Raw genomic sequence first — 26,498 nt, 5'->3', positions numbered from 1 at the left:
GGCCGCACGGGAGCGCGTGACGTCTGCGGTACCGGAGCACGCGACGCCCGCCGTTCCGGCACCGCGCACCGGCTGGCTACGGTGGCCGTCATGAGCACTCCGGCGCCCCCGATACCCCCGGCCTGCACCCCGCCGGCCCGGATCGTCGACGCCGTCCGCCGGGTCGCCGCCGGGGACCCGGTCCTCTCACCCGCCGTCACCCGCCAGTTGATGGCCCGCGCCGCCGGTGGCGGGCCCGACAGTCGGGCCGACCGAACCCTCCGCGCACGCAGGCGTTTCGGCCAACTCGCCGAACGGGAGCAGGAGGTCGCCGTCGCCGTCGGGGGAGGCGGCTCCACCGCGGAGATCGCAGCCTCCCTCTACCTCAGCGTCGCCACCGTCAAGACCCACGTCTCCCGGATTCTCGCCAAACTCGGGCTCAACAACCGTGTCCAGATAGCACTGTTGGTCCACGACGCGGGACTCCTCGACACCGACGACGGGAGGGGAAGCCGCCTACGCTGAGGGGCAACGGCCCGGACCGGAGCGGGCCGCGACGGGAGAGGGGCCGCTCACCATGGCCGAGCTCGATCTGCGTGACCTGCCGGACTTTACCGCCGACCCCCACCCGTACTACGCCAAGCTCCGCGCCGAGGGGCCGGTGCACACCGTGCGCACCGAGGAGATGGAGCGGATCTGGCTGATCGTCGGACACGACGAGGGCCGTGCCGCCCTCGCCGACCAGCGGCTCGGCAAGGACTGGCACACCGCCGGCCCCTGGGAGCCGTCCGAGGTCCAGCTCAGCGCCAACATGCTGGAGCTGGACGCCCCGCACCACACCCGGCTGCGCCGGCTCGTCGTGCGCGAGTTCACCGCCCGGCGCATCGAGGCGCTGCGCCCGCGCATCACCCGGATCACCGAAGAGCTGCTGGACGCGATGGTGCCGCAGGGCTCCGCCGACCTGGTCGACGCGCTCGCCTTCCCGCTGCCGATGACCGTGATCTGCGAACTCCTCGGCGTACCGGACATCGACCGGGAGGCTTTCCGGACGCTCTCGAACGGCATCGTCACACCCACCCGGGAGCAGCGGGACGCCGACCCGGCCGGCGCGATGAACGCCTGCCTCGTCGACCTCATCGCGGACAAACGCCGTTCGCCCGGCGACGATCTGCTGAGCGCGCTGATCCGGACCACGGACGAGGACGGCGACCGCCTCTCCTCCGCCGAACTGGTCGGCATGGCCTTCCTGCTGCTCGTCGCCGGCCACGAGACCACCGTCAACCTGATCGCCAACGGGGTCCGGGCCCTGCTCGACCATCCCGGCCAGCTCGCCCTGCTGCGTGCCGACCCGGGGCTCATCGACGGCGCGGTGGAGGAGATGCTGCGCTACGACGGACCCGTGGAGACCACCACCTTCCGCTTCGCCCGGGAGCCGGTGACCATCGGGGACACCGTGATCCCGCGCGACGCCGCGGTGCTCGTCGCCCTGGCCTCCGCCGACCGCGACCCCGCCCGCTTCCCGGCCCCGGACACCTTCGACATCCGCCGCGAGCCCCAGGGGCACCTGGCTTTCGGCCACGGTGCGCACTACTGCCTGGGCGCACCGCTCGCCCGGATGGAGGCCCGCATCGCGATCGGCGCGCTGCTGGAGCGCTGCCCCGGCCTCGCCCACGACCCGTCCGGCGGCGAGCTGGACTGGCTCCCGGGTCTGCTGATGCGCGGCACCCGGGGTCTGCCGGTGCGCTGGTGAGGGACCGCCGCCCGTCCCGTGAGCTCCGCGACGCCGTCACACGTCGCCGTAACTCCTCCTGAAGGGAAACGTGTTGAGCACCGAAGACCTGGTCGACCTCGCCGCGCTCGGCGAGCAGTTCACCCGCGACCCCTACCCCGTCTACGCCGCCCTGCGTGCGCGGGGCCCGGTCCACCGGGTCCGGATTCCCGAGGGCGCCGACGCCTGGCTCGTCCTCGGATACGAGGCGGGCCGCGCTCTCCTCGCCGACCAGCGGCTCTCCAAGCACTGGAGCCGTGCCTCGCCCACGCTCGGGGTCAGCAAGGTGTCCGCGGGCTCCTCGATGCTCGGCTCCGACGCCCCCGACCACACCCGGCTGCGCAAGCTGGTCGCCCGTGAGTTCACCCCGCGCCGCATGGAACAACTGGCGCCGCGGATACAGGAGATGACCGACGAGCTGCTGGACGCGATGCTCGCGGCTCCGGACCGCACCGCCGACCTCGTCGAGGCCCTGTCCTTCCCGCTGCCCATGGCGGTGATCTGCGAGCTGCTCGGCGTGCCCTTCCAGGACCGCGAGGACTTCCGCACGTGGTCGGGCCAGGCGGTCTCCTCCATCGACCCGTCCGTGCGCGCCTCCTCCACGCAGGCGATGACCTCGTACATCGCCGGTCTGCTGGCCGGCAAGCGGGAGAAGCCCGCCGACGACCTGCTGAGCGCGCTGATCCACACCGCCGACGAGGACGGCGACCGCCTCTCGGGCGAGGAACTGATCGGCATGGCGTGGCTGCTGCTGGTCGCCGGGCACGAGACCACCGTCAACCTCATCACCAACGGGGTGCACAGCCTCCTCGCGCATCCCGGACAACTGGCCGCCCTGCGAGCCGACTTCTCCCTGATCGACAACGCCGTCGAGGAGATCCTGCGCTTCGAGGGGCCGGTGGAGACGCCCACGTACCGCTTCACCACCGAGCCCATCGAGGTGGGCGGCACGGTGATCCCCGGAGGCGGCGAACTGGTCCTCGTCGCGATGTCGGACGCCAACCGGGACCCCGGCCGCTATCCCGGCGGGGACCGCTTCGACATCACCCGGGACGCCCGGGGCCACATCGCCTTCGGGCACGGCATCCACTACTGCCTGGGCGCGCCCCTGGCCCGCATCGAGGCCCGGACCGCCATCCGGTCGCTGCTGGAACGCTGCCCGGACCTGCGGCCGGCCGCCGACCCGGCGACCCTGACCTGGCGCGCCGGGATGCTGATGCGGGGGCCGCTGAGCCTGCCGGTCGCCTGGTAGGGCTTTCGGTCAGCCGCCGGGGATCTCGGTCAGCGCCACCGGCCGGTGCTCGCGGCGGGAGGTCTCGCACGCCTCGGCGATCCGCAGGGCGTGCAGGGCCTCCCGCCCGTCGCACGGGTTGGCCAGCTCGCCGCGGACCACCCGCAGGAACGCGTCCAGCTCCGCCTCGTACGCCGGTGCGAACCGTTCCAGGAAGCCCGGCCAGGGCTTCGCCGGTGCGCCGGCGCCGCCCGGCTCGGCCGAGGTCAGCGGTGTGCGGTCGTCGAGGCCGACGGCGATCTGGTCCAGCTCGCCGGCCAGCTCCATCCGTACGTCGTACCCGGCGCCGTTGCACCGGGTCGCGGTGGCGGTGGCGAGCGTCCCGTCGTCGAGGGTGAGCAGGGCCGCGGCCGTGTCCACGTCCCCGGCCTCCCGGAACATCGCGGGCCCGGTGTCCGAGCCGATGGCGTACACCTCGCGGACCTCCCGGCCCGTCACCCAGCGCAGGATGTCGAAGTCGTGGACCAGGCAGTCGCGGTACAGCCCGCCGGAGAGCGGGAGGTAGGCGGCGGGCGGCGGCGCGGGGTCGGAGGTGACCGCCCGCACCGTGTGCAGTCTGCCCAGCCTCCCGTCCCGCACGGCGGCCCTGGCCTCGCCGTACCCGGCGTCGAAGCGGCGCATGAAGCCGAGCTGGAGCACGCTCCCCGCGGCCTGGACCTCCGCCAGCGCGGCGAGCGTGCCGGGCAGGTCCAGGGAGACCGGCTTCTCGCAGAAGGCCGGCAGCCCGGCGCGGGCCGCCCGTCCGATGAGAGCGGCGTGGGCCGCGGTCGCCGAACAGATCACGACGGCGTCGGGCAGGCCCCGGGCCTCGCCCGCCCCGGTGAACAGGTCGTCCACGGAGACGGCCGCGGCCCCCGTCCGCCGGGCCGCGGCGGCCGCCCGCTCGGGGTCCGCGTCCGCCAGCAGCAGGGCCTTGACGGCGGGGTGACGGCTCAGCACCTCCGCATGGAATGTTCCGATCCGTCCCGTTCCGATCAGTCCGATGCGCATGGGCCCCAAGGTGGCGTTCGCCCGGTCGTCATGTCAAGCGTTTGTCCTGACAAAGGAGCCGCGTCGACTGCGGCTTCCGCCCCGGTGCGCCATGGCTTTGTCCGGACAAGCGAACTACGCTCGCCCCGTGACCGCAGATGGAACCGACCGGCCGTTGCCGCTGAGCGTGGACCGCACGAGCCCGGTGCCGCTCTACTTCCAGCTGGCGCAGCAGCTGGAGGCAGCCGTGGAACAGGGCAGGCTGGCCCCCGGCGCCCTGCTCGGGAACGAGATCGGCCTCGCCGCCCGCCTCGGCCTGTCCCGGCCGACCGTCCGCCAGGCCATCCAGACGCTCGTCGACAAGGGGCTGATGGTGCGCCGGAGGGGGGTCGGCACCCAGGTCGTCCACAGCCAGGTCCGCCGTCCGCCGGAGCTCAGCTCGCTCTACGACGACCTGGAGGCGGCGGGCCAGCGCCCCGCCACCGAGGTCCTGCGCAACACGGTGGAACCGGCCACGGCCGGGGTCGCCGCCGCCCTCGGTGTCGCCGAGGGCAGCGAGGTCCACCTGGTGGAGCGGCTGCGCAGCGCGCACGGCGAACCGATGGCGCTCCTGCGCAACCACCTGCCACCCGGGCTGGTGCCCCTGCGCACCGAGGAGCTGGAGGCCACCGGCCTCTACCGGCTGATGCGCGCCGGCGGCATCGCGCTGCACAGCGCCCGGCAGTCGGTGGGCGCGCGGGCCGCGACGGCGGGGGAGGCGCGTGCGCTGGCCGAGGAGCCGGGGGCGCCGCTGCTGACGATGGAACGTACGACGTACGACGACACGGGGCGGGTGGTGGAGTTCGGGTCGCACGTGTACCGGGCGGCGCGGTACACGTTCGAGTTCCAGCTCCTGGTCCGCACCTGAGCCGCACGGCCCGGCCCGCCCGCGCGTGCCGAGCGGGCGGAATCGGTCCGGGCACACGGGTTGCGCCCGGACGGCCCGTGCCCCAGGCTCCCTGTCCGTCGGGCGCGGGCCGCGCCGGGCCCGCGGACGGAGCCCGCGCGGGGCTCGGGGATACTGGGCAGCCGGCCCCGGGCCGTACGTACATCCGGCCCGGTCGAGCGAAGCGCACAGCAGCAGAAGAAGGGCACGGTGTCGTGGCAAGGGTTCGGACAGGGGTACGCGCGCTGGGCGCCGTGCTGGCGGTCATGCTGGCAGCCGCGGGATGCAGCAGCACCGGCGGCAAGCGGGCGGAAGAACGCGCGGCCGAGGCCGCCGAGGGGCGGGCCGCGGTGAACACTCCGCGCTGGACCTTCGCCATGGTCACCCACTCGGGAGACGGTGACACCTTCTGGGACATCGTCCAGAAGGGCGCCGAGCAGGCGGCCCTCAAGGACAACATCAACTTCATCTACTCGCACAACGACGAGGCGAACCAGCAGGCCCAGCTCGTCCAGACCGCGATCGACAAGAAGGTCGACGGGCTGATCGTCTCGCTGGCCAAGCCGGACGCGATGAAGGCCGTGGTCGCCAAGGCCGTCAAGGCGGGCATCCCGGTCGTCACCGTGAACTCCGGCTCCGCCGAGTCCAAGGAGTTCGGGGCCCTCACCCACATCGGCCAGGACGAGACGATCGCCGGTGAGGCCGTCGGCGACGAGCTGAACAGCAGAGACCGCAAGAAGGCCCTGTGCGTCCTGCACGAGCAGGGCAACGTGGGCCACGAGCAGCGCTGCGCCGGGGCGAAGAAGACCTTCGACGGCACGATGCAGAACCTGTACGTCGACGGCACCAACATGCCCGACGTCACCGCGTCCATCGAGGCCAAACTCCAGTCCGACCGGAGCATCGACGCCGTCGTCACCCTCGGCGCCCCCTTCGCCGACGCGGCCGTCCAGGCCAAGCAGACGGCCGGCAGCAAGGCCGAGATCGACACCTTCGACCTCAACGCCAAGGTCGCCACCGGCCTCCAGACCGACAAGCTCGGCTTCGCCGTCGACCAGCAGCCCTACCTCCAGGGGTACGAGGCCGTCGACCTGCTCTGGCTCTACCGCTACAACCGCAACGTGCTCGGCGGCGGCCGGCCCGTCCTGACCGGCCCGCAGGTGATCACCAAGGGCGACGCCGACGCCCTGGCCGACTACACCAAGCGGGGCACCCGATGAGCGGCTCGACCGCCGCCCCGCAGCAGCCGGACGAGCGCCTCGTCCACACCTCGCCGCTGCGCACACTGCTCGGCCGCCCCGAGCTGGGTTCGGTCGTCGGCGCCGCAGCCGTCTTCCTGTTCTTCGCGATCGTGGCCGACAGCTTCCTCCAGGCCTCCAGCTTCGGCACCGTCCTGTACGCGGCCTCGGTCCTCGGCATCATGGCCGCCCCCGTCGCCCTGCTGATGATCGGCGGCGAGTTCGACCTCTCCGCGGGGGTCCTGGTGACCAGCTCCGCGCTGGTCTCCTCGATGTTCAGCTACCAGATGACGGCCAACGTCTGGGTCGGCGTCCTCGTGTCCCTGCTGGTCACGCTGGCCATCGGCGCGTTCAACGGGTTCATGCTCACCCGCACCGAACTGCCGAGCTTCATCATCACGCTCGGCACGTTCCTCATGCTGACCGGACTGAACCTCGGATTCACCAAGCTCATCAGCGGCACCGTCTCCACCAAGGCGATCGGTGACATGGAGGGCTTCGCATCGGCCCACGCCCTGTTCGCCTCGACGCTGACCGTCGGCAGCGTCGAGTTCAAGGTGACCATCCTGTGGTGGTTCGCCCTCGTCGCCGTCGCCACCTGGATCCTGCTCCGTACCCGCTTCGGCAACTGGATCTTCGCCGTCGGCGGCGAGGCCGACGCGGCCCGCGCGGTCGGCGTCCCCGTCGTCCGCACCAAGATCGGGCTCTACCTCGGCGTCGCCTTCGCCGCCTGGGTCTCCGGCCAGCACCTGCTGTTCAGCTACGACGTCGTCCAGTCCGGCGAGGGTGTCGGCAACGAGCTGACGTACATCATCGCCGCCGTCATCGGCGGCTGTCTGATCACCGGCGGCTACGGCTCCGCGATCGGCTCGGCGGTCGGGGCCTTCATCTTCGGCATGACCAGCAAGGGGATCGTCTACGCCGAGTGGAACCCGGACTGGTTCAAATTCTTCCTGGGGGCGATGCTGCTCCTGGCCACCCTGCTCAACGCGTGGGTGCGCAAGCGCGCGGAGGCGACGTCATGACGGCCACGTCCGAGAAGAAGGGCACGGGACCCCTCGTCGAGCTGGACGACGTGTCCAAGTTCTACGGCAACATCAAGGCCCTGGAACACGTCTCGCTGGAGGTCCACGCGGGCGAGATCACCTGTGTCCTCGGGGACAACGGAGCCGGCAAGTCCACCCTCATCAAGATCATCGCGGGGCTGCACGGACACGACGCCGGACGCTTCCTCATCGAGGGCGAGGAGACCACCCTCGCCAACCCGCGCGACGCCCTGGACCGGGGCATCGCCACCGTCTACCAGGACCTCGCCGTCGTCCCGCTGATGCCGGTCTGGCGGAACTTCTTCCTCGGCTCCGAGCCCACCACGGGCGTCGGCCCCTTCAAGCGCCTCGACGTCCGGAAGATGCGCGAGACGACCCGCGCCGAGCTGCTCCGCATGGGCATCGACCTGCGCGACGTCGACCAGCCCATCGGCACCCTGTCCGGCGGCGAGCGCCAGTGCGTGGCCATCGCCCGCGCCGTCTACTTCGGCGCCAAGGTCCTCGTCCTGGACGAGCCGACCGCCGCGCTCGGCGTCAAGCAGTCCGGTGTGGTGCTCAAGTACGTCGCTGCCGCCCGCGACGCGGGCCTCGGCGTGGTCCTCATCACGCACAACCCGCACCACGCCCACCTCGTCGGCGACCGGTTCGTCCTCCTCAAGCGCGGAGTGATGTCCGGCAGCCACACCAAGGACGACATCACGCTCGACGAGCTGACCCGGCAGATGGCGGGCGGCAGCGAGCTGGAGGAGCTCAGCCACGAGCTGGAACGCACCCCGGCCCCCACCCTCCCGGGCACGTCCGCGGCGACCGAAGAAGGGTCCTGACCGTCGCCCCGCCCCGGCGCGGCCGACCCCGCCCATCGGTCCGCCGGGGCCGGGCAGTGGCAGAATCGAGCCCGGCGGGCGCCGTCCGCCGCCGGCCGCGACGCGGCCCGGCCCCTCAGACCCCGCAGGGACGATGAGCACGTACCGCGACTTCGCCCACCGCGGCTCCGCCCGCGCCACCGTCCTCAGGACGGTCGGCACCAAGGAACGCCGCTCGCACCTGTCCGCGCCCCGTGTCCCCACGGTCGGGATCGACATCGGCGGTACGAAGGTGATGGCGGGCGTCGTCGACGCCGACGGCACCATCCTGGAGAAGGTCCGCACCGAGACGCCCGACAAGTCCAAGAGCCCCAAGGTGGTCGAGGACACCATCGTCGAGCTGGTCCTGGACCTCTCCGACCGGCACGACGTCCACGCGGTCGGCATCGGCGCGGCGGGCTGGGTCGACGCGGACCGCTCCAAGGTCCTCTTCGCCCCGCACCTCGCCTGGCGCGACGAACCCCTGCGCGACGCCCTGGCCTCGCGTCTCGTCGTCCCCGTCATGGTCGACAACGACGCCAACACCGCCGCCTGGGCGGAATGGCGCTTCGGCGCGGGCCGCGGCGAGGACCACCTCGTCATGATCACCCTCGGTACGGGCATCGGCGGGGCGATCCTGGAGGACGGCCGCGTCAAGCGCGGCAAGTACGGTGTGGCCGGTGAGTTCGGCCACATGCAGGTCGTGCCCTCGGGCCACCGCTGCCCCTGCGGCAACCGCGGCTGCTGGGAGCAGTACAGCTCCGGCAACGCCCTCGTCCGCGAGGCCAGGGAACTGGCCGCGGCCGACTCCCCGGTCGCCCACTACCTGCTCGACCGGGTGAAGGGGAACGTCTCCGACATCACCGGGCCGCTCATCACCGAACTGGCCCGCGAAGGCGATGCGATGTGCATCGAACTCCTCCAGGACATCGGCCAGTGGCTCGGCATCGGCATCGCCAATCTGGCCGCCGCGCTCGACCCCTCCTGCTTCGTGATCGGAGGCGGGGTCAGCGCCGCCGACGACCTGCTGATCACCCCCGCCCGGGACGCCTTCAAGCGCCACCTCACCGGCCGCGGCTACCGCCCCGAGGCCAGGATCGCCAAGGCGCAGCTCGGCCCCGAGGCCGGTATGGTCGGCGCCGCGGACCTGGCGCGACTGGTCGCCCGCCGCTTCCGCCGGACCAACCGGCGGCGCGTCGAGCGGTACGAGCGGTACGCCCAGATCTACGACCAGGCGGCGAGCACCATCCGCAACACGCGGTCCACCCGTACCGTCGACTGAACCGCGACCGCCCTTCCCGGCGTCCCCCTCCGTACGCCTCGCCACGTCTTCGCAGCACCTAGGGACCACCTGATCATGATCGCAGCCGAGCACCCCGAGGTGCCGCACCAGACGGAGCCTCCGGGCGACGGCGAGGGCAAGCCGCCCGAGGACCGCCGCCACGTGTTCAAGCGGCGCCTCATCACCGCCACGATCATCGTGCTGCTGATCGGCATCCCGGCCGGCTACCTGCTGATCTCGGCGGGCCAGAGCCGCCGCTCGGGCATGGACAAGGAGACCGAGGCGGCCGCCCAGGGGCTGCGTGAGGGCTGGCCCTCCAAGATGCAGCGCCGGATCTTCGAGATCCCCATTCCCGGGAACGGCAAGGGCGTCCAGTACTACGAGACGAACAACTGGAAAGCCAGCCGGCTGTACGCCAAGTTCCGGACCACCTCCGCCGGTCTCGACCGCTTTCTGACCGGGATGGGCACCGGCCGCGCGGCGCTGGAGCCGGACACGGTCTCCATCAGCGCGCGGGACATCAGGATCACCGGCTGGTCCTTCGGTCCGGGCCAGCACTGGGCCGGTACGACGCACCGCAACGAGAAGCCGCGCCCCACCCAGACCATCACGGTCAACATGACCGACCCGGCCAGCCCCGTCGTGTACGTCGTATCGGCGGCGACCCCCTGACCGCGAGTCCGTGAGGGGCCCCTCGCCGTGAGTCCGTGAGGCGCCCCTCGTGGCCGTGGGCCGGTGAGCGGAGTGCGCCGGCCCACGATCCCCGAGTTCGTCGGCCCCGGCGGTGACCCCACCGCCGGGGCCGACGCGCGTGTGCGTGGCCCCTCTCCGCGGCCGCCCTACCGTGTCCCGCGCGCCACTGCCACCGCCCGCCCGGCCGGGCAGGCCGAATTTCGTCGCGCAGCGGCCGTGCTGGGCTCCACCGGCCCCGGAAGCCCGCCGGACGGCCCCTCGCAAGCACGGCCGAAACACGTCTGACGCGGCCAAACGTCCCGCGGGCGCGATCATCGTATCGAGTTAATGTCGGCAGATTTCCTTGGTCCGTAGGGCGAGGGGGCCCTTAGTGTTCCCCTGGATCTGGAGGGGGTTCCTCTCCTTTCGAACCTTTCCTCCGCCTTTCCTCCCGTACGACCGTTCGCGTCCGCGTGCGCGCGTCCCGCCCGACCAAGGAGAGCCTGCCCGATGACTGTTGAATCGAGCCCGGAAACCCGGCTGGAAGTGCCCCGGCAGTCCAGCCTGGGGACGGCCGCGGCCCGCAACCTCGCCAGCACGACGAAGTCCGCCCCGCAGATGCAGGAGATCACCTCCCGCTGGCTGCTGCGGATGCTCCCGTGGGTCGAGACCAAGGGCGGCGCCTACCGGGTCAACCGGCGGCTGTCCTTCACGGTGGGTGACGGGCGGGTGGAGTTCGTCCAGGACGGGGCCACGATCCGGGTCATCCCCCAGGAGCTGGGCGAGCTCGCCCCGCTGCGGGACTTCGACGACATCGAGGTCCTGACCGCCATCGCCGACCGGTGCGTCCAGCGTGACTTCCGGGCGGGGGAGACGCTGGTCGAGCGAGGCGCGGCCGCGGACCAGCTCCACCTCGTCGCGCACGGCCGGATCGGGCAGACCTCCGTCGGCAGCTACGGCGACGAGGTCACCCTGGACGTCCTGGCGGACGGGGACCACTTCGGAGAGCACGTCCTGCTGGACGACGACGCCCGGTGGACGCAGACCGCCACCGCCGAGACCGCGGGCACGCTCCTCACGCTCTCCCGCGCGGACTTCGCGGCCATCGTGTCGAACTCGGCCGAGCTCCGTGCCCACCTCGCCGAGTTCACCGCACGCTCCCGGCAGCGGCAGAACCACCGCGGTGAGGCGGAGATCGCGATGTCGGCCGGGCATGTGGGCGAGCACGAGCTGCCCGGCGCGTTCGCCGACTACGAGCTGCGCCCGCGCGAGTACGAACTCTCCGTGGCCCAGACCATTCTGCGGGTCCACACCAGGGTCGCCGACCTCTACAACGGTCCGATGAACCAGACCGAGGAACAGCTCAGGCTCACCATCGAGGCGCTGCGCGAACGCCAGGAGCACGAGCTGATCAACAACCGGGACTTCGGCCTGCTCCACAACGCCGACTTCAAGCAGCGCATCCAGCCGCACTCCGGCCCGCCGACCCCGGACGACCTGGACGAGCTGCTCTGCCGCCGCCGGGGCACCAAGTTCTTCCTCGCGCACCCCCGGACGATCGCGGCGATGGGGCGCGAGTTCAACGCGCGCGGCCTCTACCCGGACCACACCGACCTCGGTGGCCAGCAGGTGCCCGCCTGGCGAGGCGTCCCGATCCTGCCCTGCGGCAAGATCCCCATCACCCCGGAGAAGACCAGCTCGATCCTCGCCATGCGTACCGGCGAGGAGAACCAGGGCGTCATCGGTCTCCGGCAGACCGGGCTGCCGGACGAGTACGAGCCGGGCCTCTCGGTGCGCTTCATGGGCATCGACGACAAGGCGATCATCTCCTACCTCGTCAGCACCTACTACTCCGCCGCCATCCTGGTGCCCGACGCGGTCGGCGTGCTGGAGAACGTACAGATCGCCCACTGGCCCAGGTAGCGCGCGCGGCGCGGCGCCCACAAGGGGACCGCGTGCGCGGACGTCGTCGAAGACCAGCCCACCTCATCAAGGAGCCACGCATGCCCGTGCCCGAGCTGCCGCTTGCGCGGTCGAGCCTGCCGGAGGCCGTCTCCCGCTTCGGGGCGACCGCAGGCGAGGCGGTCGCGGCTCGCGCCCCCGGCCTCGGTGCCGCCGCCGGCGCATCGTCCGACGCAGCCACGCCGCCGATCCCTTCCGCCGGCCTCGTGGGCCCTCCGCCGGCCGTCGCACCGCCGGCCGGCGGGACGGAGGCCGCGTGGACGGGTCCGGCAGGCGGCCTGGAACGGCTGCTGAGCGGGCCCCACGGCCTGGGCACGGCAGGCCTGCGGCTGACTCCGCGCGAGGAGCCTTGCGCGGAGTCGGCGGCGGAGCGCGGCCGGCCGGTTCCGGGGCTGTACCACCACCCGATCCCCGAGCCCGACCCGGTGCGGGTCGACGAGGTCAGCCGTCGCATCAAAGCCTGGGCCCTGGACGAGGTCTCCCTGTACCCCGAGGAGTGGGAGGAACAGTTCGACGGCTTCTCCGTGGGCCGGTACATGGTCGGCTGCCACCCGGACGCGCCCACCGTCGACCACCTGATGCTCGCCACCCGCCTGATGGTCGCCGAGAACGCCGTGGACGACTGCTACTGCGAGGACCACGGCGGGTCGCCCATCGGCCTCGGCGAGCGGCTGCTGCTCGCGCACACCGCACTGGACCCCCTGTACACCGCGCGCGAGTACCAGCCGGACTGGGCTGCCTCGCTCCACGCGGACGCCCCCCGGCGCGCCTACCGCTCGGCCATGGACTACTTCGTCCGCGCGGCGGCACCCTCCCAGGCGGACCGGCTCCGCCACGACATGGCGCGGCTGCACCTGGGGTATCTCGCCGAAGCGGCCTGGGCCCAGCAGGACCGGGTGCCGGAGGTCTGGGAGTACCTGGCGATGCGCCAGTTCAACAACTTCCGGCCCTGCCCCACCATCACCGACACCGTCGGCGGCTACGAACTCCCGGCGGACCTGCACGCCCGCGCCGACATGCAGAAAGTCATCGCGCTGGCCTCCAACGCGACGACGATCGTCAACGACCTCTACTCGTACACCAAGGAACTCGACGCTCCGGGCCGGCACCTGAACCTGCCCGTCGTGATCGCCGAACGCGAGGGACTGTCGGACAAGGACGCCTACCTCAAGTCGGTCGAGATCCACAACGAGCTGATGCGCGACTTCGAGACCGAGGCCGCCGCACTGGCCGCCGCCTGCCCCCTCCCGAGCGCGCACCGCTTCCTGCGAGGCGTCGCCGCCTGGGTCGACGGCAACCACCACTGGCACCAGTCGAACACCTATCGCTACAGCCTGCCCGATTTCTGGTAAAGAGAAGGAAACCATCTGTGACCAGCGCCGAACTGACCGCCGCCGCACCCGCCGCCCTGCACATCCCCGGCCCGGCGACCCCTTACCAGGGGGACATCGCCCGCTACTGGGACGGTGAGGCCCGGCCCGTGAACCTGCGCCTCGGCGACGTCGACGGCCTCTACCACCACCACTACGGGGTCGGCCAGGTCGACACCGCCGCGCTCGGCGACGCGGCGGACAGGGGGTACGAGGACCGGCTGATCGCCGAGCTCCACCGACTGGAGTCCGCGCAGGCGGACGTTCTCCTCGAACACCTCGGCGGCATCGGCCGTGGCGACACCCTGGTGGACGCGGGCTGCGGCCGCGGCGGCTCCATGGTGATGGCGCACCAGCGTTTCGGGTGCTCGGTCGAAGGCGTGACCCTGTCGGCCAAGCAGGCCGACTTCGCCAACGGGCGTGCCGCGGAGCTGGGCATCGACGACCACGTCCGCGCCACGGTCTGCAACATGCTCTCCATGCCCTTCGCGACCGGTTCCGCCGCGGCCTCGTGGAACAACGAGTCGAGCATGTACGTGGACCTGGACGACCTCTTCGCCGAGCACTCCCGTGTCCTGGAGGTCGGCGGCCGCTACGTGACCATCACCGGCTGCTGGAACCCGCGCTACGGTCAGCCGTCGAAGTGGGTCTCGCAGATCAATGCGCATTTCGAATGCAATATCCATTCGCGCCGGGAGTACCTGCGCGCCATGGCCGACAACCGTCTCGTGCCGCAGGCCGTCGTCGACCTCACCCCCGACACCCTGCCCTACTGGGAGCTGCGGGCCACGTCCTCGCTGGTCACGGGGATCGAGGACGCGTTCATCAACTCCTATCGCGACGGGTCCTTCCAGTACGTCCTCATCGCGGCCGACCGCGTCTGACGACACCCGGCCCAGGGGCGGCCGGCACCGGGAGATCCCCGGTGCCGGCCGTTCTCGCGTTGGGCATGAAGCGACGCGGCGGCGGAGTTAGGTTGGAAGCAGGCGGTCCGGACATCGGCACGGCCGGACGGGCCGGGTTCGCCGGGGACGGGGCGACGGCGTTGTGAGCAAGAGGGGTCAGCCATGAGAGACCGAGTCGCCGAAGCGGTTCCCGCGCTGGTCGAGGCGGCCGTCGCCGCGCCGTCCATGCACAACGCCCAGCCGTGGAGGTTCGTCCATCACACGGAGACCGGCGTCCTCTCGCTGTACGGAGATCCGGACCGCGCCCTGCCGGTCGGGGACCCCGACTACCGGGGCATGCATCTCGGATGCGCGGCCGCGCTGTTCAACCTCCGGGTGGCCGCCGCGGAGGCGGGCTGGGAGGCGGTCACCGAGATACTCCCGGACCGGAACGACCCCTGGCGGCTGGCCGATGTCACGTTGCGCGAGTCCGTTGCCGAGTCCCCGGACCGGGCGCTGGCGGAGCTGAGTCCCGCGGTGAAGGCCCGGCGCACCAGCCGCTTCCCGTTCTCCGACGAACGGATCCCGCCGGAGATCTTCGACGAGCTGTGCGCCGCCGCGCTCCTGGAGGGGGCCCGGCTCGCCGTTCCGAGCGGCTGGCACGCCGAAGCCCTGGTCGACCTCGTCCACGACGCCGAGCTCCACGAGTCCGCCAGTGACCTCATGCAGGCGGAGATCATCGCCTGGACGCGCATGGGGCGGGCGGGCGAGGGATCGGCGGCCGAGGGCGTACCGTCCTACGCCTTCGGGCCGCGTCAGCACGACGTGAAGGTGCCCGTCCGCGACTTCGGGCTGCCCCAGGACTCCCGGCGCCGTCCCACGGCCACGTTCGAGGAGCACCCCCAGCTGGCGGTCCTCGGTACGGAATCGGACCGCCCCGCCGACTGGCTGCGAGCGGGGCAGGCCATGGAGCGGGTCCTGCTGGTGGCGACACGGGACGGTCTCGCGACCTCCCTGATGTCCCAGCCCCTGGAATGGCCGGAGCTGAGGTCGATGGCCCGCGACCCCGCATCCAGGATGGGCTTCGTCCACATGGTCTTCCGCCTCGGTTACGGTCCCGCGGCGGCGGCCACCCCGCGCAGAGCGGTCGCCGACGTGCTCACCGTCGTATGACCCACCGCGGCGTTCCCGTCCGCACCCCGCCCAGGCAGCAGACCGTCTGGGGCCTGATCCCCGCCCGCGGCTGTTCCGAGCACGGCCGTGCCGCCTGACGCGCGCTGGGGTCGCAATCAGCCGACGGCATCCGCCGCACCCGCCTGACCCACACCACCCCCGCTCACGCGTGACGGCCAGGACACCCCTGCTGCCCCTGTGGGGGCTACGCACGGGCGTGGAATCGGGGATCTCGGTTCGGTTGCCGGTTCAATGCGGTCGGGCAGCTGATTGATGTGGTTCACCACGCAGGGGGCGAGGGAGTCCGCAGTGGCTGTCTGCGTACCGGTGATCATGCGTGGGGGCGCGCTGGTCGTCCGTGCTCATGGTGTCCGGCGATGGGTCGTGCGATGGAGTGGCGCATGTCACGTCGGCGGTTGCCTGCCGGTATACAACCTCCCGCGCTCTTCACAGGTCGTTCTCCCTGATCACGTCGGTGTGCTTGCCGCCGGTGTGGTCTCCCCTTGAATGTGCCGACCTTGTCGGCACCTGAATCCCTTTAGGGTCTTCATGAAGCTCCGTCGAGCCATGGCCGTCGCTGCCGCGACCGCCGCCCTCGCCCCCGTCACGCTCCTGTCCGCGACCGCGGCCATCGCCGACTCCGAGACGGCCGAACCGGTTTCCGTCTCCGCAGAGACGACCGCCCCGGTCCAGGAGACCTCGGCGCCCGCTCCCGAGGGCACCGAGACGTCCTCCGCCGCGGTGGAGACGACCGGGCCCGGCGCCGCAGCGCCGACCGTCTCGGCCACCCCCTCCCAGGCCGCCTCCACGCAGCCCGCTCCCGCCAAGACCACCACGGATCCGACCCCGTCCGCGACGCCGACCTCCCTCGAGGACATCTGCGACGGCGAACAGGAGCCCCTGCTCGACGAGAGCCTGAGCACCTCCCTGTCCGGGCTGCCCTCCAAGGTCGTGGCAGGCAGCGGGTTCCAGGCCTTCGAACTGAACGTCGTCAACAAGGGCGACAAGGCCTACCAGCGTGTCGACCTCGGTGTGTTCGCCGCCCAGTTCGACGCCGACACCTGGGAGGAGACCACCGGCCACCTCACGCTGCAGTTCAAGAACCCCGACACCGGCCAGTGGCAGGACATCTCCCTCGACGCCGACGACGACGAAGCCGGCTACCTCGGCTACACCGACGTCCGCGCCAAGGAGACCCTCTCCATCGACATGCGCCTGAGCGTCGACAAGAAGGCACCCGCAGGCCTCGGCTTCGCCATCACTATCGGCATCTACGCCGACGACCAGGGCAACTGCGTCTTCGCCGGCGACCAGTCGTTCTACGAATTCGAGATACTCGCCGTCGGCACCGAGCCCGGAGAGTCCAACGAGGCCGAACCCCAGGAAGGCGGCAAGAAGCCGATACCGGTAAAGCCCGCCGGCAACACCGAGATCAACCCCGAAGGCGTCCTCGCCGAAACCGGCGCCGACTCCCAGCTCCCGGTCATCGCCACCGCAGGCGGCCTCGCGATCCTCGTCGGCACCGGCGTCGTCTTCGCCCTCAAGCGCCGCCGCCCCACCACAACCGCCTAACCACACGCCGTTCCTGCCAGTCATCCGAGCGCCCCCGGGTCCCCGACCCGGGGGCGCTCAGGCGCCAGCATGCCGCGGCGCCGGAAGGGCGTGACGAAAGGGTTCATCACGGAGGCGGAAATCGAGGTCGGACACGGAGTCGGTGGCGACGGCGGCCATGCTGTTGCCCCTGGTAGTGCTGTGTTGGCTGGTTTCGTCACTTTGGGTCGTCGCTTTGCGCAGGATCTCACGTTCCTCATCCAGCTCGCGGACCTTCTTCCGCAAGGGTGCGTTCCCCGACTCCGACGGGGCCGGCGGCGGGGACGGTTCCTGCGTCCGGCGTCCCCGGAGGACGGCTCGCCCCGGCTGCCCTCACTCGGTTTCGCAGGGTCTCCGGGGTGATACCCGGATCGGCGGCGACCGACCTGATCGTCGCCCCTGGCTGCGACTCGTACGGCCCGACCGCGTCCGCCCGGAACTCCGGCGGGTAGTTCTTCATGACCACGAGATGTCCGTTCTCAGACACGCAGATCCAGTTCTCGTGTGTCCAGCATCAGCGGCCAAGGCCCCGAGATCGACACCTCACCGCTATGTCTTCTCTTCTCTCTCACGGGTCTCCATCCGGCGGAGGTCTGCGGTAGGGGCTGGGATGGATGTCAACCTGGAGAAAGAATCCCTTCTGATCGCCAACACGCGGACCACGATGGGGAACAAGACAGTCAGCGAGAAGGACACCAAGTCCATGGCCGGGAGCGGGCTCTCCCTCTCCTGCACAGGGGGACGCCCGGGGTGTGCGTTCTCAAGGCGCCGCAGGCAGCCGAAAGGGCGGCGCCGAGGTCTGACTACGTGAACTCCGGCCACGTGTGCGCAGACGAAGCCGGTGGGGGTCTTACGACCAAGCAACTCCGCACCCTGGCCTGTGTGCTCATGGCACGTGCGGCGTCGCGCAACGTGCGATTCTCCGATGCTCGGGCATCCTGCTTCACCGTCCTGGCCGACAACGGCGGGCCGGATCACATCGCGGCTCGGTGGGCCGGACACACCAACGTCAGCATCACCAAGAAGTGGTACGTAAAGCCGGACGTCGAAGATTTCCGGCCGCCGCGACGACGTGGGGCGATCTCGTCCAGGCGAAGGAGGGGCCGTGAGGTTGTGTGAGATGTGGGAGCGTGTGACGCATGAGTGAAACGCAGCCGCAAGCGATGAAGTACCAGGTAGATGGGCCGGAGGACGCACCTTGGTTGGTGCTCGGTCCTAGCCTCGGTACGACCTGGCACATGTGGGACCGCCAGATACCCGAGCTGTCCCAGCACTGGCGGGTCTTCCGCTACGACCTGCCCGGCCACGGCGGCGCGCCCGCCCACGCCGCCGCTTCGGTCGCCGAGCTGGGCGACCGGCTGCTCGCGACGCTGGACGGTCTCGGCATCCAGCGGTTCGGGTACGCGGGCTGCTCCATCGGCGGCGCGATCGGCGCGGACCTGGCCCTGCGCCACCCGCACCGGGTCGCCTCCCTGGCCCTCGTCGCCTCCTCGCCCCGGTTCGGCACGGCCGACGAGTTCCGCCAGCGCGGTGTGATCGTCCGGACCAACGGCCTGGAGCCGATGGCCCGCACCGCGCCCGAGCGCTGGTTCACCCCCGGGTTCGCCGCCGCGCAGCCCGCCATCGTGGAATGGGCCGTGCAGATGGTCCGCACCACCGATCCCGGCTGCTACATCGCCGCCTGCGAGGCCCTCGCGGCGTTCGACATCCGCGGCGCCCTGGACCGGATCGGCGTGCCCACCCTGGTGCTGGTCGGGGCGGAGGACCAGGTCACGGGGCCCGCCGAGGCCCGCACGCTGGTCGCCGGGATACCGGACGCCCGCCTCGCGCTCGTCCCCGGCGCCTCCCACCTCGCGCCCGTCGAACAGCCCGCCGCCGTCAGCGACCTGCTGCTGACGCACTTCTCCACCGGCTGGCAGCAGGACACCTCGGCCGCGATCCCCGTGCTGCCCCACGTCGCCGCCCCCGCCGCGCCGATCGTCCCGGTGGCCGAGATCCCCCCGACCGCCGCCGGGCCCGGCCCTCTCACGCCGGCCCCGGACGACCGGTACGAGCAGGGCACGAAGGTGCGCCGCGAGGTGCTGGGGGACGCCCACGTCGACGCGGTGAACGAGGCGGCCGACGCCTTCACCGAGGACTTCCAGGAACTGGTCACCCGGTACGCCTGGGGCGAGGTCTGGAGCCGTGACGGCCTCGACCGCCGCACCCGCAGCGTCATCACGCTCACCGCGCTCGTCGCCTCCGGCCACCTGGAGGGCCTCGCCGCGCACACCCGGGCCGCCCTGCGCAACGGCCTGACGCCCGCCGAGATCGGGGAAGTCCTCCTCCAGACCGCCGTCTACTGCGGCGTCCCGGCCGCCGGGGCGGCCTTCGCCGTGGCGCGGAAGGTGATACAGGAGGAAACCACGCCGCCCACGTAGCAGGATGGAGCCATGAACGCATCGCCCGGGGCACTCACCCTCACCAAGAAGACCCACTCCTGCGTCCGGATCGAGAAGGAGGGGCGCGTCCTGGTCATCGACCCCGGGGGCTTCTCCGAGGACGACGCGGCGCTCGGCGCGGACGTCATGCTGGTGACGCACGAGCACCCGGACCACTTCAACGAGGCGCGGCTGCGCGTGGGCCTGGAGGCCAATCCGGCAGCCGAGATCTGGACGCTGCGCAGCGTCGCCGGGCAGCTCTCGGCCGCCTTCCCGGGCCGGGTGCACACCGTGGGGAACGGGGACGCGTTCTCCGCCGCCGGATTCGACGTCACCGTCCACGGCGAGCTGCACGCGGTGATCCACCCGGACATCCCGAGGATCACCAACGTCGGTTTCCTCGTCGACGGTTCGGTCTTCCACCCCGGCGACGCGCTCACCGTCCCCGAGCGCCCCGTGGACACACTGCTGCTGCCGGTGATGGCCCCCTGGAGCAAGATCTCCGAGGTCATCGACTACGTACGCGAGGTGAAGCCGCGGCGCGCCATCGACGTCCACGACGCCCTGCTGACCGATCTGGCCCGCCCCGTCTACGACCACCAGATCGGGGCCCTGGGCGGCGCGGACCACGGCCGGCTGGCCCCGGGCGGCTCCACCGAGCTGTGAGCCCGGCGGCCGCTGTCAGTGGGAGCGGCTAGGTTGGCTGCCATGCGCATCGCCACCTACAACGTCAATTCGATCACCGCCCGGCTGCCGAGGCTGCTGGCCTGGCTGGAGAGCAGCGGCACCGATGTGCTGTGCGTCCAGGAAACCAAGTGCACGGCGGAGCAGTTCCCCGCCGAAGCCCTGCGCGAGGCGGGTTACGAGTCCGCGGTCAACGCCACCGGCCGGTGGAACGGGGTCGCGCTGCTCTCCCGCGTCGGCCTCACCGACGTCGTCTCCGGACTGCCCGGCGGCCCGGAGTACGACGGGGTGCAGGAGCCCCGCGCGATCTCGGCGACCTGCGGCCCGCTGCGCCTGTGGTCGGTGTACGTGCCCAACGGCCGCGAGGTCGAGCACGAGCACTACGCGTACAAGCTGCGCTGGCTTCAAGCCCTGCGGAAGGCCGTGGCCGCGGACGCCGCGGGGACCCTGCCCTTCGCGGTCCTGGGCGACTTCAACGTGGCGCCGACCGACGAGGACGTCTGGGACCGGGCGCTGTTCGAGGGCGCCACGCATGTCACGCCCGCCGAGCGCGCCGCCCTCGCGGCCCTGGAGGCGGAGGGCCTCAGCGAGGTCCACCCCCGCCCCCTCAAGTACGACCGCGCCTACACCTTCTGGGACTACCGCGAGCTTCGGTTCCCCAAGAACAAGGGCATGCGGATCGACCTGACCTTCGGCAACGCCCCGTTCACCGCCGCCGTCAAGGACAGCTACGTCGACCGTGAGGAGCGCAAGGGCAAGGGCGCCTCCGACCACGCCCCGGTGGTCGTCGACCTCGACCTCTGATCAGGGGCGGGCGGTTGCGGGCGAAGCCGCGGAGCATGTGACAACCCAAGGTTGACACCCCTGAGGTGTCAACCTACGGTTGTCGCATGACGCAGCCTCTTCCCGTCACCCCTTCCGTACGCCTCGACGATCTGATCGAGGCCATCAAGAAGACCAACGACGACGCTCTGGAGCAGCTCTCCGACGCGGTCCTGGCCGCCGATCACCTCGGAGACGTGGCGGACCACCTCATCGGCCACTTCGTGGACCAGGCCCGTCGCTCCGGCGCCTCCTGGACCGACATCGGTCGCAGCATGGGCGTCACCCGCCAGGCCGCCCAGAAGCGTTTCGTGCCCAAGAAGGCCGAGAGCTCCTCGGACCTGGACCCGAACGAGGGCTTCCACCGCTTCACCCCGCGCGCCCGCAACGTGGTGGTCGCCTCCCACAACGAGGCCCAGGCCGCCCGGCACGCCGAGATCGTCCCCGCCCACCTGGTCCTCGGCCTGCTCGTCGAACCCGAGGGCGTCGCCGCCCGCGTCCTCGCCGGGCAGGGCGTGGAGCCGGACGCCCTGCGGGCCGCGGCGACCACGGCGCTGCCCGCCCCGGTGGACGCGGCGCCCGAGCTGATCCCGTACGACGCGGACGCCAAGAAGGTCCTGGAGCTGACCTTCCGCGAGGCCCTGCGCCTCGGCCACAGCAACGTCGGCACCGAGCACGTCCTGCTGGCCCTGCTGGAGTTCGAGGACGGCTCCGGCGTGCTGTCCGGCCTCGGTCTGAGCAAGGAGGCCGTGTCCGCCGCGGTGGAGCGGGCGGTGGGCGAGGCCGCCGGGGCCCTCCGGCAGCAGAAGCCCTGAGCTCCCCGGCGGCCCAGCGGTCGTGGACGGCGGACTCAGTGCACCGAGAACCCGCCGTCCACGAACAGCGACTGCCCCGTGATGTACGCCGATGAGCGCCCCGCGAGGAACACCGCGGCCCCGGCGAAGTCCTCCGCCAGCCCGTTCCGTCCGGCCATCGTCCGGGCGGCCAGCGCCGCCACCCTCTCCGGGTCCGACTGGAGGCGCGCGTTCAGCGGGGTCAGCACGAACCCGGGCACCAGGCTGTTCACGGTGACGCCGTGCGGCGACCACGCCTCGGCCTGCGAACGGGTCAGCGACTCCAGGCCGCCCTTGGGCACCCCGTAGGCGCCGCTGCTCACGAAGGCCCGGTGCGCCTGCTGCGACGTGACGTGGATGATCCGCCCGTACCCCCGCTCGGCCATGCCCGGCCCGAACCGCTGCCCGAGCAGGAAGGGCGCCTTCAGGTTCACCGCCATCGTGGTGTCCCAGACGTCCTCGCCGAGCCCCGACATCGGCGGGCGCAGATTGATCCCGGCGCAGTTCACCAGGATGTCTGGCTCGCCGAACGCCGCGGCGGCCTCCTCGGCCCCGGTCCGTACCCCCTCCGGAGTGCCCAGGTCGGCGCTCACCCAGGCGGCCCGGCAGCCCGCGGTGGTCAGCTCGTCCACGGTCGCCCGCAGCTCCGCCTCCCGGCGGGCCACCACGACGACGCCCGCTCCGGCGCGGGCCAGGGCGCCGGTGATCGCCCGGCCGATGCCGGAACTGCCTCCGGTGACCACCGCCACCCGGCCTTCCAGCGAGAACAGTTCCGAGACATAGGTGCGATCACTCATGTACGCACCTTAGATACGCGCCCGGCTCGCCGGCCGGGGCGGGGTGGGGGACCGGTGAACGCCGCGCGCCCTGTGGTGCGGAACCTGGCCGGGATGGGACCCTAGTGGTATGAACATCCCTTTCCTGGACAACTGGCGTAAGCGTCAGGGCGGTACGCCGTCGGCTACGCTCGCCGCCGCCGTCGAGACGGACCCCGACGGTGTGGCCGAGCTGCTCGCCGAATGCGAACTGCTGCGCGTCCGGGCGGGGCAGCAGGGACTCGAACTCGACGACACCCCGGCCTCGTTGGCCGCGCTTGACCAGTTGCCGCCCCGCTGGCGCGACGACCCCGAGGAGCTGCCCTGGCTCGGCAACGACGCCGGTCTCTACCTCGGCACGGTGATCGTGCGGACGGTGCCGGGCGCCGCATGGGACATCTGGCCGAGCGGCCGGCCGGTGGTGCGGCTGGAGTCCGGACGGGAGATCGACGTCGTCTCGGCCGGACTCGACTGGGCGATGGCGGGCAGCCCGGAGCTCTCGCAGGTGTACGCGGAGTCCGCGGAGAACTGACCCGCGCGGCCGGCGGGCCGCCCGCCCCTCTCATCTAATCCAGTTAAAAAGCCTTTTGCCCCATTGGCGCGTGTCGGGTGCGAAGTCCCTTTTCGCGATGGATAGTTTGCGCTGACCTCGACACAGCGACAAGTGGGTAGGGCAGCGCATGGCCGTCGATCCTTTGATCGAACTGAGGGACGTCAACAAACACTTCGGAGAGTTGCACGTACTTCAGGACATCAATCTCACCGTCGGCCGCGGGGAGGTGGTGGTGGTCATCGGCCCCTCCGGCTCGGGGAAATCCACCCTGTGCCGGGCGGTCAACCGGCTGGAGGCGATCGAGTCCGGCAGCATCACGATCGACGGAAGGCCGCTCCCCGAGGAGGGCAAGGGCCTGGCCCGGCTCCGCGCCGAAGTCGGCATGGTCTTCCAGTCGTTCAACCTCTTCGCCCACCGGACCGTGCTGGACAACGTGTCGCTGGCGCAGGTCAAGGTCCGCAAGCGCAAGAAGGACGAGGCCGACAAGCGCTCCCGGGAGCTGCTGGACCGGGTCGGCCTGGCCGCCCACGCCGACAAGTTCCCCGCCCAGCTCTCCGGCGGCCAGCAGCAGCGTGTGGCCATCGCGCGCGCCCTCGCCATGGACCCCAAGGCCCTCCTCTTCGACGAGCCCACCTCGGCGCTCGACCCGGAGATGATCAACGAAGTCCTGGAGGTCATGCAGCAACTGGCCCGGGACGGCATGACGATGATCGTCGTCACCCACGAGATGGGCTTCGCCCGCTCCGCCGCCAACCGCGTGGTGTTCATGGCCGACGGCCGTGTCGTCGAGGACCGCGTCCCGGAGGACTTCTTCACGTCCCCGTCGAGCGACCGCGCCAAGGACTTCCTGTCCAAGATCCTCAAGCACTGAGGGGGCATTCCATGTTGCGTACGAGGAACGCGCGTACGGGCAGGGCGGCCGCCCTCGTGGCCGGCCTCCTGCTCGCCGCCCTCGCCGCGGGCTGCGGCAAGGACGGCAGCCCGCCGGTCAAGGGCCCCAAGGCCGAGGCCCTGCCCGTCTACCGGGTCGACACCGCCTTCGAACTGCCCGACTCCCGCACCTGGACCAGGGCCGAGCGGCGCGGCCACCTCATCGTCGGCGCCAAGGAGGACCAGCCCTACCTGGGGGAGAAGGACCCGGCGAGCGGGATCTACTCCGGGTTCGACATCGAGATCGCCCGCATGATGGCGGCCTCGCTCGGCTTCGAACCGCAGACGATCCGCTTCCGCACCATCGCGTCCGCCAACCGCGAGACGGCCCTGCAGAACGGGCAGATCGACTACTACGTGGGCACCTACACCATCAACGACATGCGCAAGAAGCTCGTCGGCTTCGCCGGGCCCTACTACATGGCCGGGCAGGGACTGCTGGTGCGCACCGACGAGGACGACATCCACGGCCCCCAGGACCTGGCGGGCAGGACCGTCTGCTCGGCGGCGGGCTCCACGCCCTACCAGCGGATCGCCGCCGACTACCCGGAGGCGACCCTCGTCGCGTACGACACGTACTCGATCTGCGTCGACAACCTCCTCACCTACCAGGTCGACGCCGTGACCACCGACGACGCGATCCTGCTGGGCTTCGCGGCCAAGGCGCCCGACGAGATGAAGGTCGTCGGCAAACCCTTCTCGCAGGAGCCGTACGGCATCGGTGTACCACGCGGCGACAACGCCCTGCGCAACGCGCTCAACGACGCCCTGGAGGCCAATGAGAGGGACGGCAACTGGAAGAAGGCGTACGACGCGACGCTCGGCCTCTCCGGAGCGCCCGCGCCTGCCCCGCCGCCCATCGACCGCTACCCGGCGACCTGAGGGGACGCGCCTCACCCATGGACGTACTGACAGAGAACTTCTCCCTCTACGGCAAGGGCTTCCTCGGGACCGTCGAACTGACCGTCTACGCCTCGGCGCTGGCGCTCGTCCTCGGCTTCCTGATGGCCTCCTTCCGGGTCGCGCCCGTCGGCTCCTTCCGGGTGCTGGGCACGGTCTGGGTCACCGTGCTCCGCAACACCCCGCTGACCCTGCTGTTCTTCGCGGTCCTGCTCGGCCTGCCCCGCTTCGGGCTCGTCCTGCCGTTCCAGCTCTTCGCCGTCATCGCGCTCGGCTGCTACACCTCGGCGTTCATCTGCGAGGTGCTGCGCTCCGGCATCAACACCGTGCCCAAGGGCCAGGGCGAGGCCGCCCGCAGCCTCGGCATGACCTTCGGCCAGACCCTGGGCACCGTGGTCCTGCCGCAGGCGTTCCGGTCGGTCATCCCGCCGGTCGGCTCGACCCTGATCGCACTGGCGAAGAACTCCGCCATCGCCGGGGCGTTCAGCGTCACCGAACTCCTCGGCACCTACAAGACGCTCAACGAGCTGGGCTACAGCATCATCTGGTCCTTCGTCTGGATCGCCGTCGGCTACCTGATCATCACCCTGACCATCAGCGCGGTGTTCACCGTGATGGAGAAGCGCTGGGGGGTCGCACGATGACCAGGACCCTCACCCGCAAGCCGTCGACGCCCGAGGCCACCGCGCTCTACGACATCCCCGGACCGGTCACCCGCAGACGGCACCTGCTGTACGGGATCGCCTCGACGGTCCTGATCGTGGCGCTGTTCGGCTGGATCGTCTATCTCCTTTTCGACACCGACCAGTTCACCGCGCAGAAGTGGACGCCCTTCGAGTACAAGGGCATTCAGGAACTGCTGCTGCGCGGGCTCGGCAACACCCTCAAGGCCTTCGCGTACGCGGCGGTCCTCTCGCTCGCCCTCGGCGCGGTCCTCGCCGTCGGCCGGCTCTCCGAACACCGGGCGCTGCGCTGGATCTCGACCGTGCTGGTCGAGTTCTTCCGGGCCATGCCGGTGCTCGTGATGATCTTCTTCATCTTCGTGGCGCTGAAGGTCCAGCCGCTGCCCGCCCTCGTCGCGGGGCTGACCCTCTACAACGGCTCGGTCCTCGCCGAGGTGTTCCGCACCGGGATCAACGCCGTGGACCGGGGCCAGCGTGAGGCAGCGTACGCGCTCGGCATGCGCAAGACCCAGGTCACCACCTACGTCCTGGCGCCCCAGGCGGTACGTGCGATGCTGCCGACCATCATCAGCCAGCTGGTGGTCGCGCTGAAGGACACCTCCCTGGGCTATCTGATCACCTACGAGGAGTTCCTCCATGCCGGCAAGCTGATCGCGTCGAATCTCGACTACGATCTTCCCTTCATCCCCGTCGTGATGGTGATCTCACCGATCTACATCGGGATGTGCATGCTGCTCTCGTGGTTCGCCACCTGGGTGGCCGAGCGGGAGCGGCGCAACCTCAAGACGGGAGCGGTCGGGGTGGCCCCGGCCGATCCGGGGACGCTGCTGCCGGGAGGGCGGTAGCCGGGCAGTGCCCGCCCGGCAG

26 protein-coding genes and 1 pseudogene are annotated in these 26,498 nt (G+C 71.2%); 23 read left to right on the top strand and 4 right to left on the bottom strand.

Annotated elements, in window-relative coordinates; genetic code table 11:
- Nucleotides 1-126: 126 nt before the first annotated feature.
- From KME66_RS04505 to KME66_RS04495, 3 genes and pseudogenes are all read left to right on the top strand, one after another.
- A pseudogene (locus KME66_RS04505) lies at nucleotides 127-504 on the top strand (response regulator transcription factor); the annotation flags it as partial.
- A gap of 52 nt (nucleotides 505-556) precedes the next feature.
- A complete protein-coding gene (locus tag KME66_RS04500; protein WP_216319189.1) occupies nucleotides 557-1,729 on the top strand; it encodes a cytochrome P450 in 1,173 nt (390 codons plus the stop codon).
- Nucleotides 1,730-1,802: 73 nt separating this feature from the next.
- Nucleotides 1,803-2,999: a cytochrome P450 gene (locus KME66_RS04495; RefSeq protein ID WP_073221497.1), complete on the top strand. Its 1,197-nt coding sequence runs from the start codon at nucleotides 1,803-1,805 to the stop codon at nucleotides 2,997-2,999.
- Nucleotides 3,000-3,008: 9 nt separating this feature from the next.
- Here KME66_RS04495 and KME66_RS04490 read toward each other — a convergent pair whose 3' ends face one another.
- Nucleotides 3,009-4,028, bottom strand: a complete 1,020-nt coding sequence (locus KME66_RS04490) for a Gfo/Idh/MocA family oxidoreductase (protein ID WP_073221500.1) — start codon at nucleotides 4,026-4,028, stop codon at nucleotides 3,009-3,011.
- A 127-nt stretch (nucleotides 4,029-4,155) separates the two neighbouring features.
- Between KME66_RS04490 and KME66_RS04485 the strand changes: the two genes are divergently transcribed.
- The 11 genes from KME66_RS04485 (at nucleotide 4,156) to KME66_RS04435 (ending at nucleotide 16,973) form a co-directional block, all read left to right on the top strand.
- Nucleotides 4,156-4,914, top strand: a complete 759-nt coding sequence (locus tag KME66_RS04485; protein WP_216319185.1) for a GntR family transcriptional regulator — start codon at nucleotides 4,156-4,158, stop codon at nucleotides 4,912-4,914.
- A gap of 263 nt (nucleotides 4,915-5,177) precedes the next feature.
- The gene (locus KME66_RS04480) at nucleotides 5,178-6,152 is read left to right on the top strand and encodes a sugar ABC transporter substrate-binding protein (protein ID WP_073221665.1); all 975 of its coding nucleotides are present in this window, start codon (nucleotides 5,178-5,180) and stop codon (nucleotides 6,150-6,152) included.
- Complete coding sequence (locus KME66_RS04475; protein WP_216319170.1) at nucleotides 6,149-7,195, top strand: ABC transporter permease; 1,047 nt, start codon at nucleotides 6,149-6,151, stop codon at nucleotides 7,193-7,195. Before KME66_RS04480 ends, KME66_RS04475 begins: the two co-directional genes overlap by 4 nt.
- Entirely contained in the window at nucleotides 7,192-8,040 is an 849-nt protein-coding gene (locus KME66_RS04470) for an ATP-binding cassette domain-containing protein (protein ID WP_216319167.1), read from the top strand. Before KME66_RS04475 ends, KME66_RS04470 begins: the two co-directional genes overlap by 4 nt.
- 133 nt (nucleotides 8,041-8,173) lie before the next feature.
- Entirely contained in the window at nucleotides 8,174-9,340 is a 1,167-nt protein-coding gene (locus KME66_RS04465) for an ROK family glucokinase (protein ID WP_073221511.1), read from the top strand.
- Nucleotides 9,341-9,415: 75 nt separating this feature from the next.
- Nucleotides 9,416-10,012: a hypothetical protein gene (locus KME66_RS04460; RefSeq protein ID WP_073221515.1), complete on the top strand. Its 597-nt coding sequence runs from the start codon at nucleotides 9,416-9,418 to the stop codon at nucleotides 10,010-10,012.
- Between the two features lie 510 nt (nucleotides 10,013-10,522).
- Nucleotides 10,523-11,935, top strand: coding sequence for a family 2B encapsulin nanocompartment shell protein (locus KME66_RS04455; protein ID WP_216319164.1), 1,413 nt, complete (start codon nucleotides 10,523-10,525; stop codon nucleotides 11,933-11,935).
- Nucleotides 11,936-12,015: 80 nt separating this feature from the next.
- Nucleotides 12,016-13,326 carry a family 2 encapsulin nanocompartment cargo protein terpene cyclase gene (locus tag KME66_RS04450; protein ID WP_216319162.1) on the top strand — a complete coding sequence of 437 codons (1,311 nt, stop codon included), beginning with the start codon at nucleotides 12,016-12,018 and terminating at the stop codon, nucleotides 13,324-13,326.
- Nucleotides 13,327-13,343: 17 nt separating this feature from the next.
- Nucleotides 13,344-14,228 carry a geranyl diphosphate 2-C-methyltransferase gene (locus KME66_RS04445; RefSeq protein ID WP_216319159.1) on the top strand — a complete coding sequence of 295 codons (885 nt, stop codon included), beginning with the start codon at nucleotides 13,344-13,346 and terminating at the stop codon, nucleotides 14,226-14,228.
- A gap of 183 nt (nucleotides 14,229-14,411) precedes the next feature.
- The gene (locus tag KME66_RS04440) at nucleotides 14,412-15,401 is read left to right on the top strand and encodes a nitroreductase family protein (RefSeq protein WP_216319156.1); all 990 of its coding nucleotides are present in this window, start codon (nucleotides 14,412-14,414) and stop codon (nucleotides 15,399-15,401) included.
- A gap of 549 nt (nucleotides 15,402-15,950) precedes the next feature.
- Nucleotides 15,951-16,973, top strand: coding sequence for an LPXTG cell wall anchor domain-containing protein (locus KME66_RS04435; RefSeq protein WP_216319153.1), 1,023 nt, complete (start codon nucleotides 15,951-15,953; stop codon nucleotides 16,971-16,973).
- A 57-nt stretch (nucleotides 16,974-17,030) separates the two neighbouring features.
- Here KME66_RS04435 and KME66_RS04430 read toward each other — a convergent pair whose 3' ends face one another.
- Nucleotides 17,031-17,237 carry a hypothetical protein gene (locus tag KME66_RS04430; RefSeq protein ID WP_216329807.1) on the bottom strand — a complete coding sequence of 69 codons (207 nt, stop codon included), beginning with the start codon at nucleotides 17,235-17,237 and terminating at the stop codon, nucleotides 17,031-17,033.
- Nucleotides 17,209-17,451 (bottom strand): transposase, encoded by a 243-nt coding sequence (locus KME66_RS34520; protein ID WP_367303639.1) that lies wholly within the window; start codon nucleotides 17,449-17,451, stop codon nucleotides 17,209-17,211. The genes KME66_RS04430 and KME66_RS34520 overlap by 29 nt, the downstream gene beginning before the upstream one ends.
- Nucleotides 17,452-18,130: 679 nt before the next feature.
- Here KME66_RS34520 and pcaC point away from each other — a divergent pair.
- The 4 genes from pcaC (at nucleotide 18,131) to KME66_RS04405 (ending at nucleotide 21,732) form a co-directional block, all read left to right on the top strand.
- Nucleotides 18,131-19,411: a 4-carboxymuconolactone decarboxylase gene (gene pcaC, locus KME66_RS04420; RefSeq protein ID WP_216319146.1), complete on the top strand. Its 1,281-nt coding sequence runs from the start codon at nucleotides 18,131-18,133 to the stop codon at nucleotides 19,409-19,411.
- A 12-nt stretch (nucleotides 19,412-19,423) separates the two neighbouring features.
- Nucleotides 19,424-20,077 carry an MBL fold metallo-hydrolase gene (locus KME66_RS04415; protein ID WP_216319143.1) on the top strand — a complete coding sequence of 218 codons (654 nt, stop codon included), beginning with the start codon at nucleotides 19,424-19,426 and terminating at the stop codon, nucleotides 20,075-20,077.
- Between the two features lie 42 nt (nucleotides 20,078-20,119).
- Nucleotides 20,120-20,899 carry an exodeoxyribonuclease III gene (locus KME66_RS04410; protein ID WP_216319140.1) on the top strand — a complete coding sequence of 260 codons (780 nt, stop codon included), beginning with the start codon at nucleotides 20,120-20,122 and terminating at the stop codon, nucleotides 20,897-20,899.
- 86 nt (nucleotides 20,900-20,985) lie between these two features.
- Nucleotides 20,986-21,732 carry a Clp protease N-terminal domain-containing protein gene (locus KME66_RS04405; protein ID WP_216319137.1) on the top strand — a complete coding sequence of 249 codons (747 nt, stop codon included), beginning with the start codon at nucleotides 20,986-20,988 and terminating at the stop codon, nucleotides 21,730-21,732.
- Nucleotides 21,733-21,767: 35 nt separating this feature from the next.
- On the opposite strand, the gene KME66_RS04400 is transcribed toward KME66_RS04405, so the two are convergent.
- A complete protein-coding gene (locus KME66_RS04400; protein ID WP_216319134.1) occupies nucleotides 21,768-22,547 on the bottom strand; it encodes an SDR family NAD(P)-dependent oxidoreductase in 780 nt (259 codons plus the stop codon).
- A gap of 109 nt (nucleotides 22,548-22,656) precedes the next feature.
- Between KME66_RS04400 and KME66_RS04395 the strand changes: the two genes are divergently transcribed.
- The 5 genes from KME66_RS04395 (at nucleotide 22,657) to KME66_RS04375 (ending at nucleotide 26,476) form a co-directional block, all read left to right on the top strand.
- A complete protein-coding gene (locus tag KME66_RS04395) occupies nucleotides 22,657-23,097 on the top strand; it encodes a DUF6278 family protein (RefSeq protein ID WP_216319131.1) in 441 nt (146 codons plus the stop codon).
- Between the two features lie 148 nt (nucleotides 23,098-23,245).
- Entirely contained in the window at nucleotides 23,246-23,989 is a 744-nt protein-coding gene (locus KME66_RS04390; RefSeq protein WP_073221550.1) for an amino acid ABC transporter ATP-binding protein, read from the top strand.
- An 11-nt stretch (nucleotides 23,990-24,000) separates the two neighbouring features.
- Nucleotides 24,001-24,930 carry a glutamate ABC transporter substrate-binding protein gene (locus KME66_RS04385; RefSeq protein WP_216319129.1) on the top strand — a complete coding sequence of 310 codons (930 nt, stop codon included), beginning with the start codon at nucleotides 24,001-24,003 and terminating at the stop codon, nucleotides 24,928-24,930.
- Between the two features lie 17 nt (nucleotides 24,931-24,947).
- Nucleotides 24,948-25,592, top strand: a complete 645-nt coding sequence (locus tag KME66_RS04380) for an amino acid ABC transporter permease (RefSeq protein ID WP_073221557.1) — start codon at nucleotides 24,948-24,950, stop codon at nucleotides 25,590-25,592.
- The gene (locus KME66_RS04375; RefSeq protein ID WP_073221559.1) at nucleotides 25,589-26,476 is read left to right on the top strand and encodes an amino acid ABC transporter permease; all 888 of its coding nucleotides are present in this window, start codon (nucleotides 25,589-25,591) and stop codon (nucleotides 26,474-26,476) included. Before KME66_RS04380 ends, KME66_RS04375 begins: the two co-directional genes overlap by 4 nt.
- Nucleotides 26,477-26,498 lie beyond the last annotated feature (22 nt).

Origin of the sequence: Streptomyces sp. YPW6 (assembly GCF_018866325.1) — a bacterium.
Taxonomy (GTDB): Bacteria; Actinomycetota; Actinomycetes; order Streptomycetales; family Streptomycetaceae; genus Streptomyces.
The sequence above is the reverse complement of the archived record's forward strand: the minus strand, read 5'-3'. Positions and strand labels throughout refer to the sequence as shown.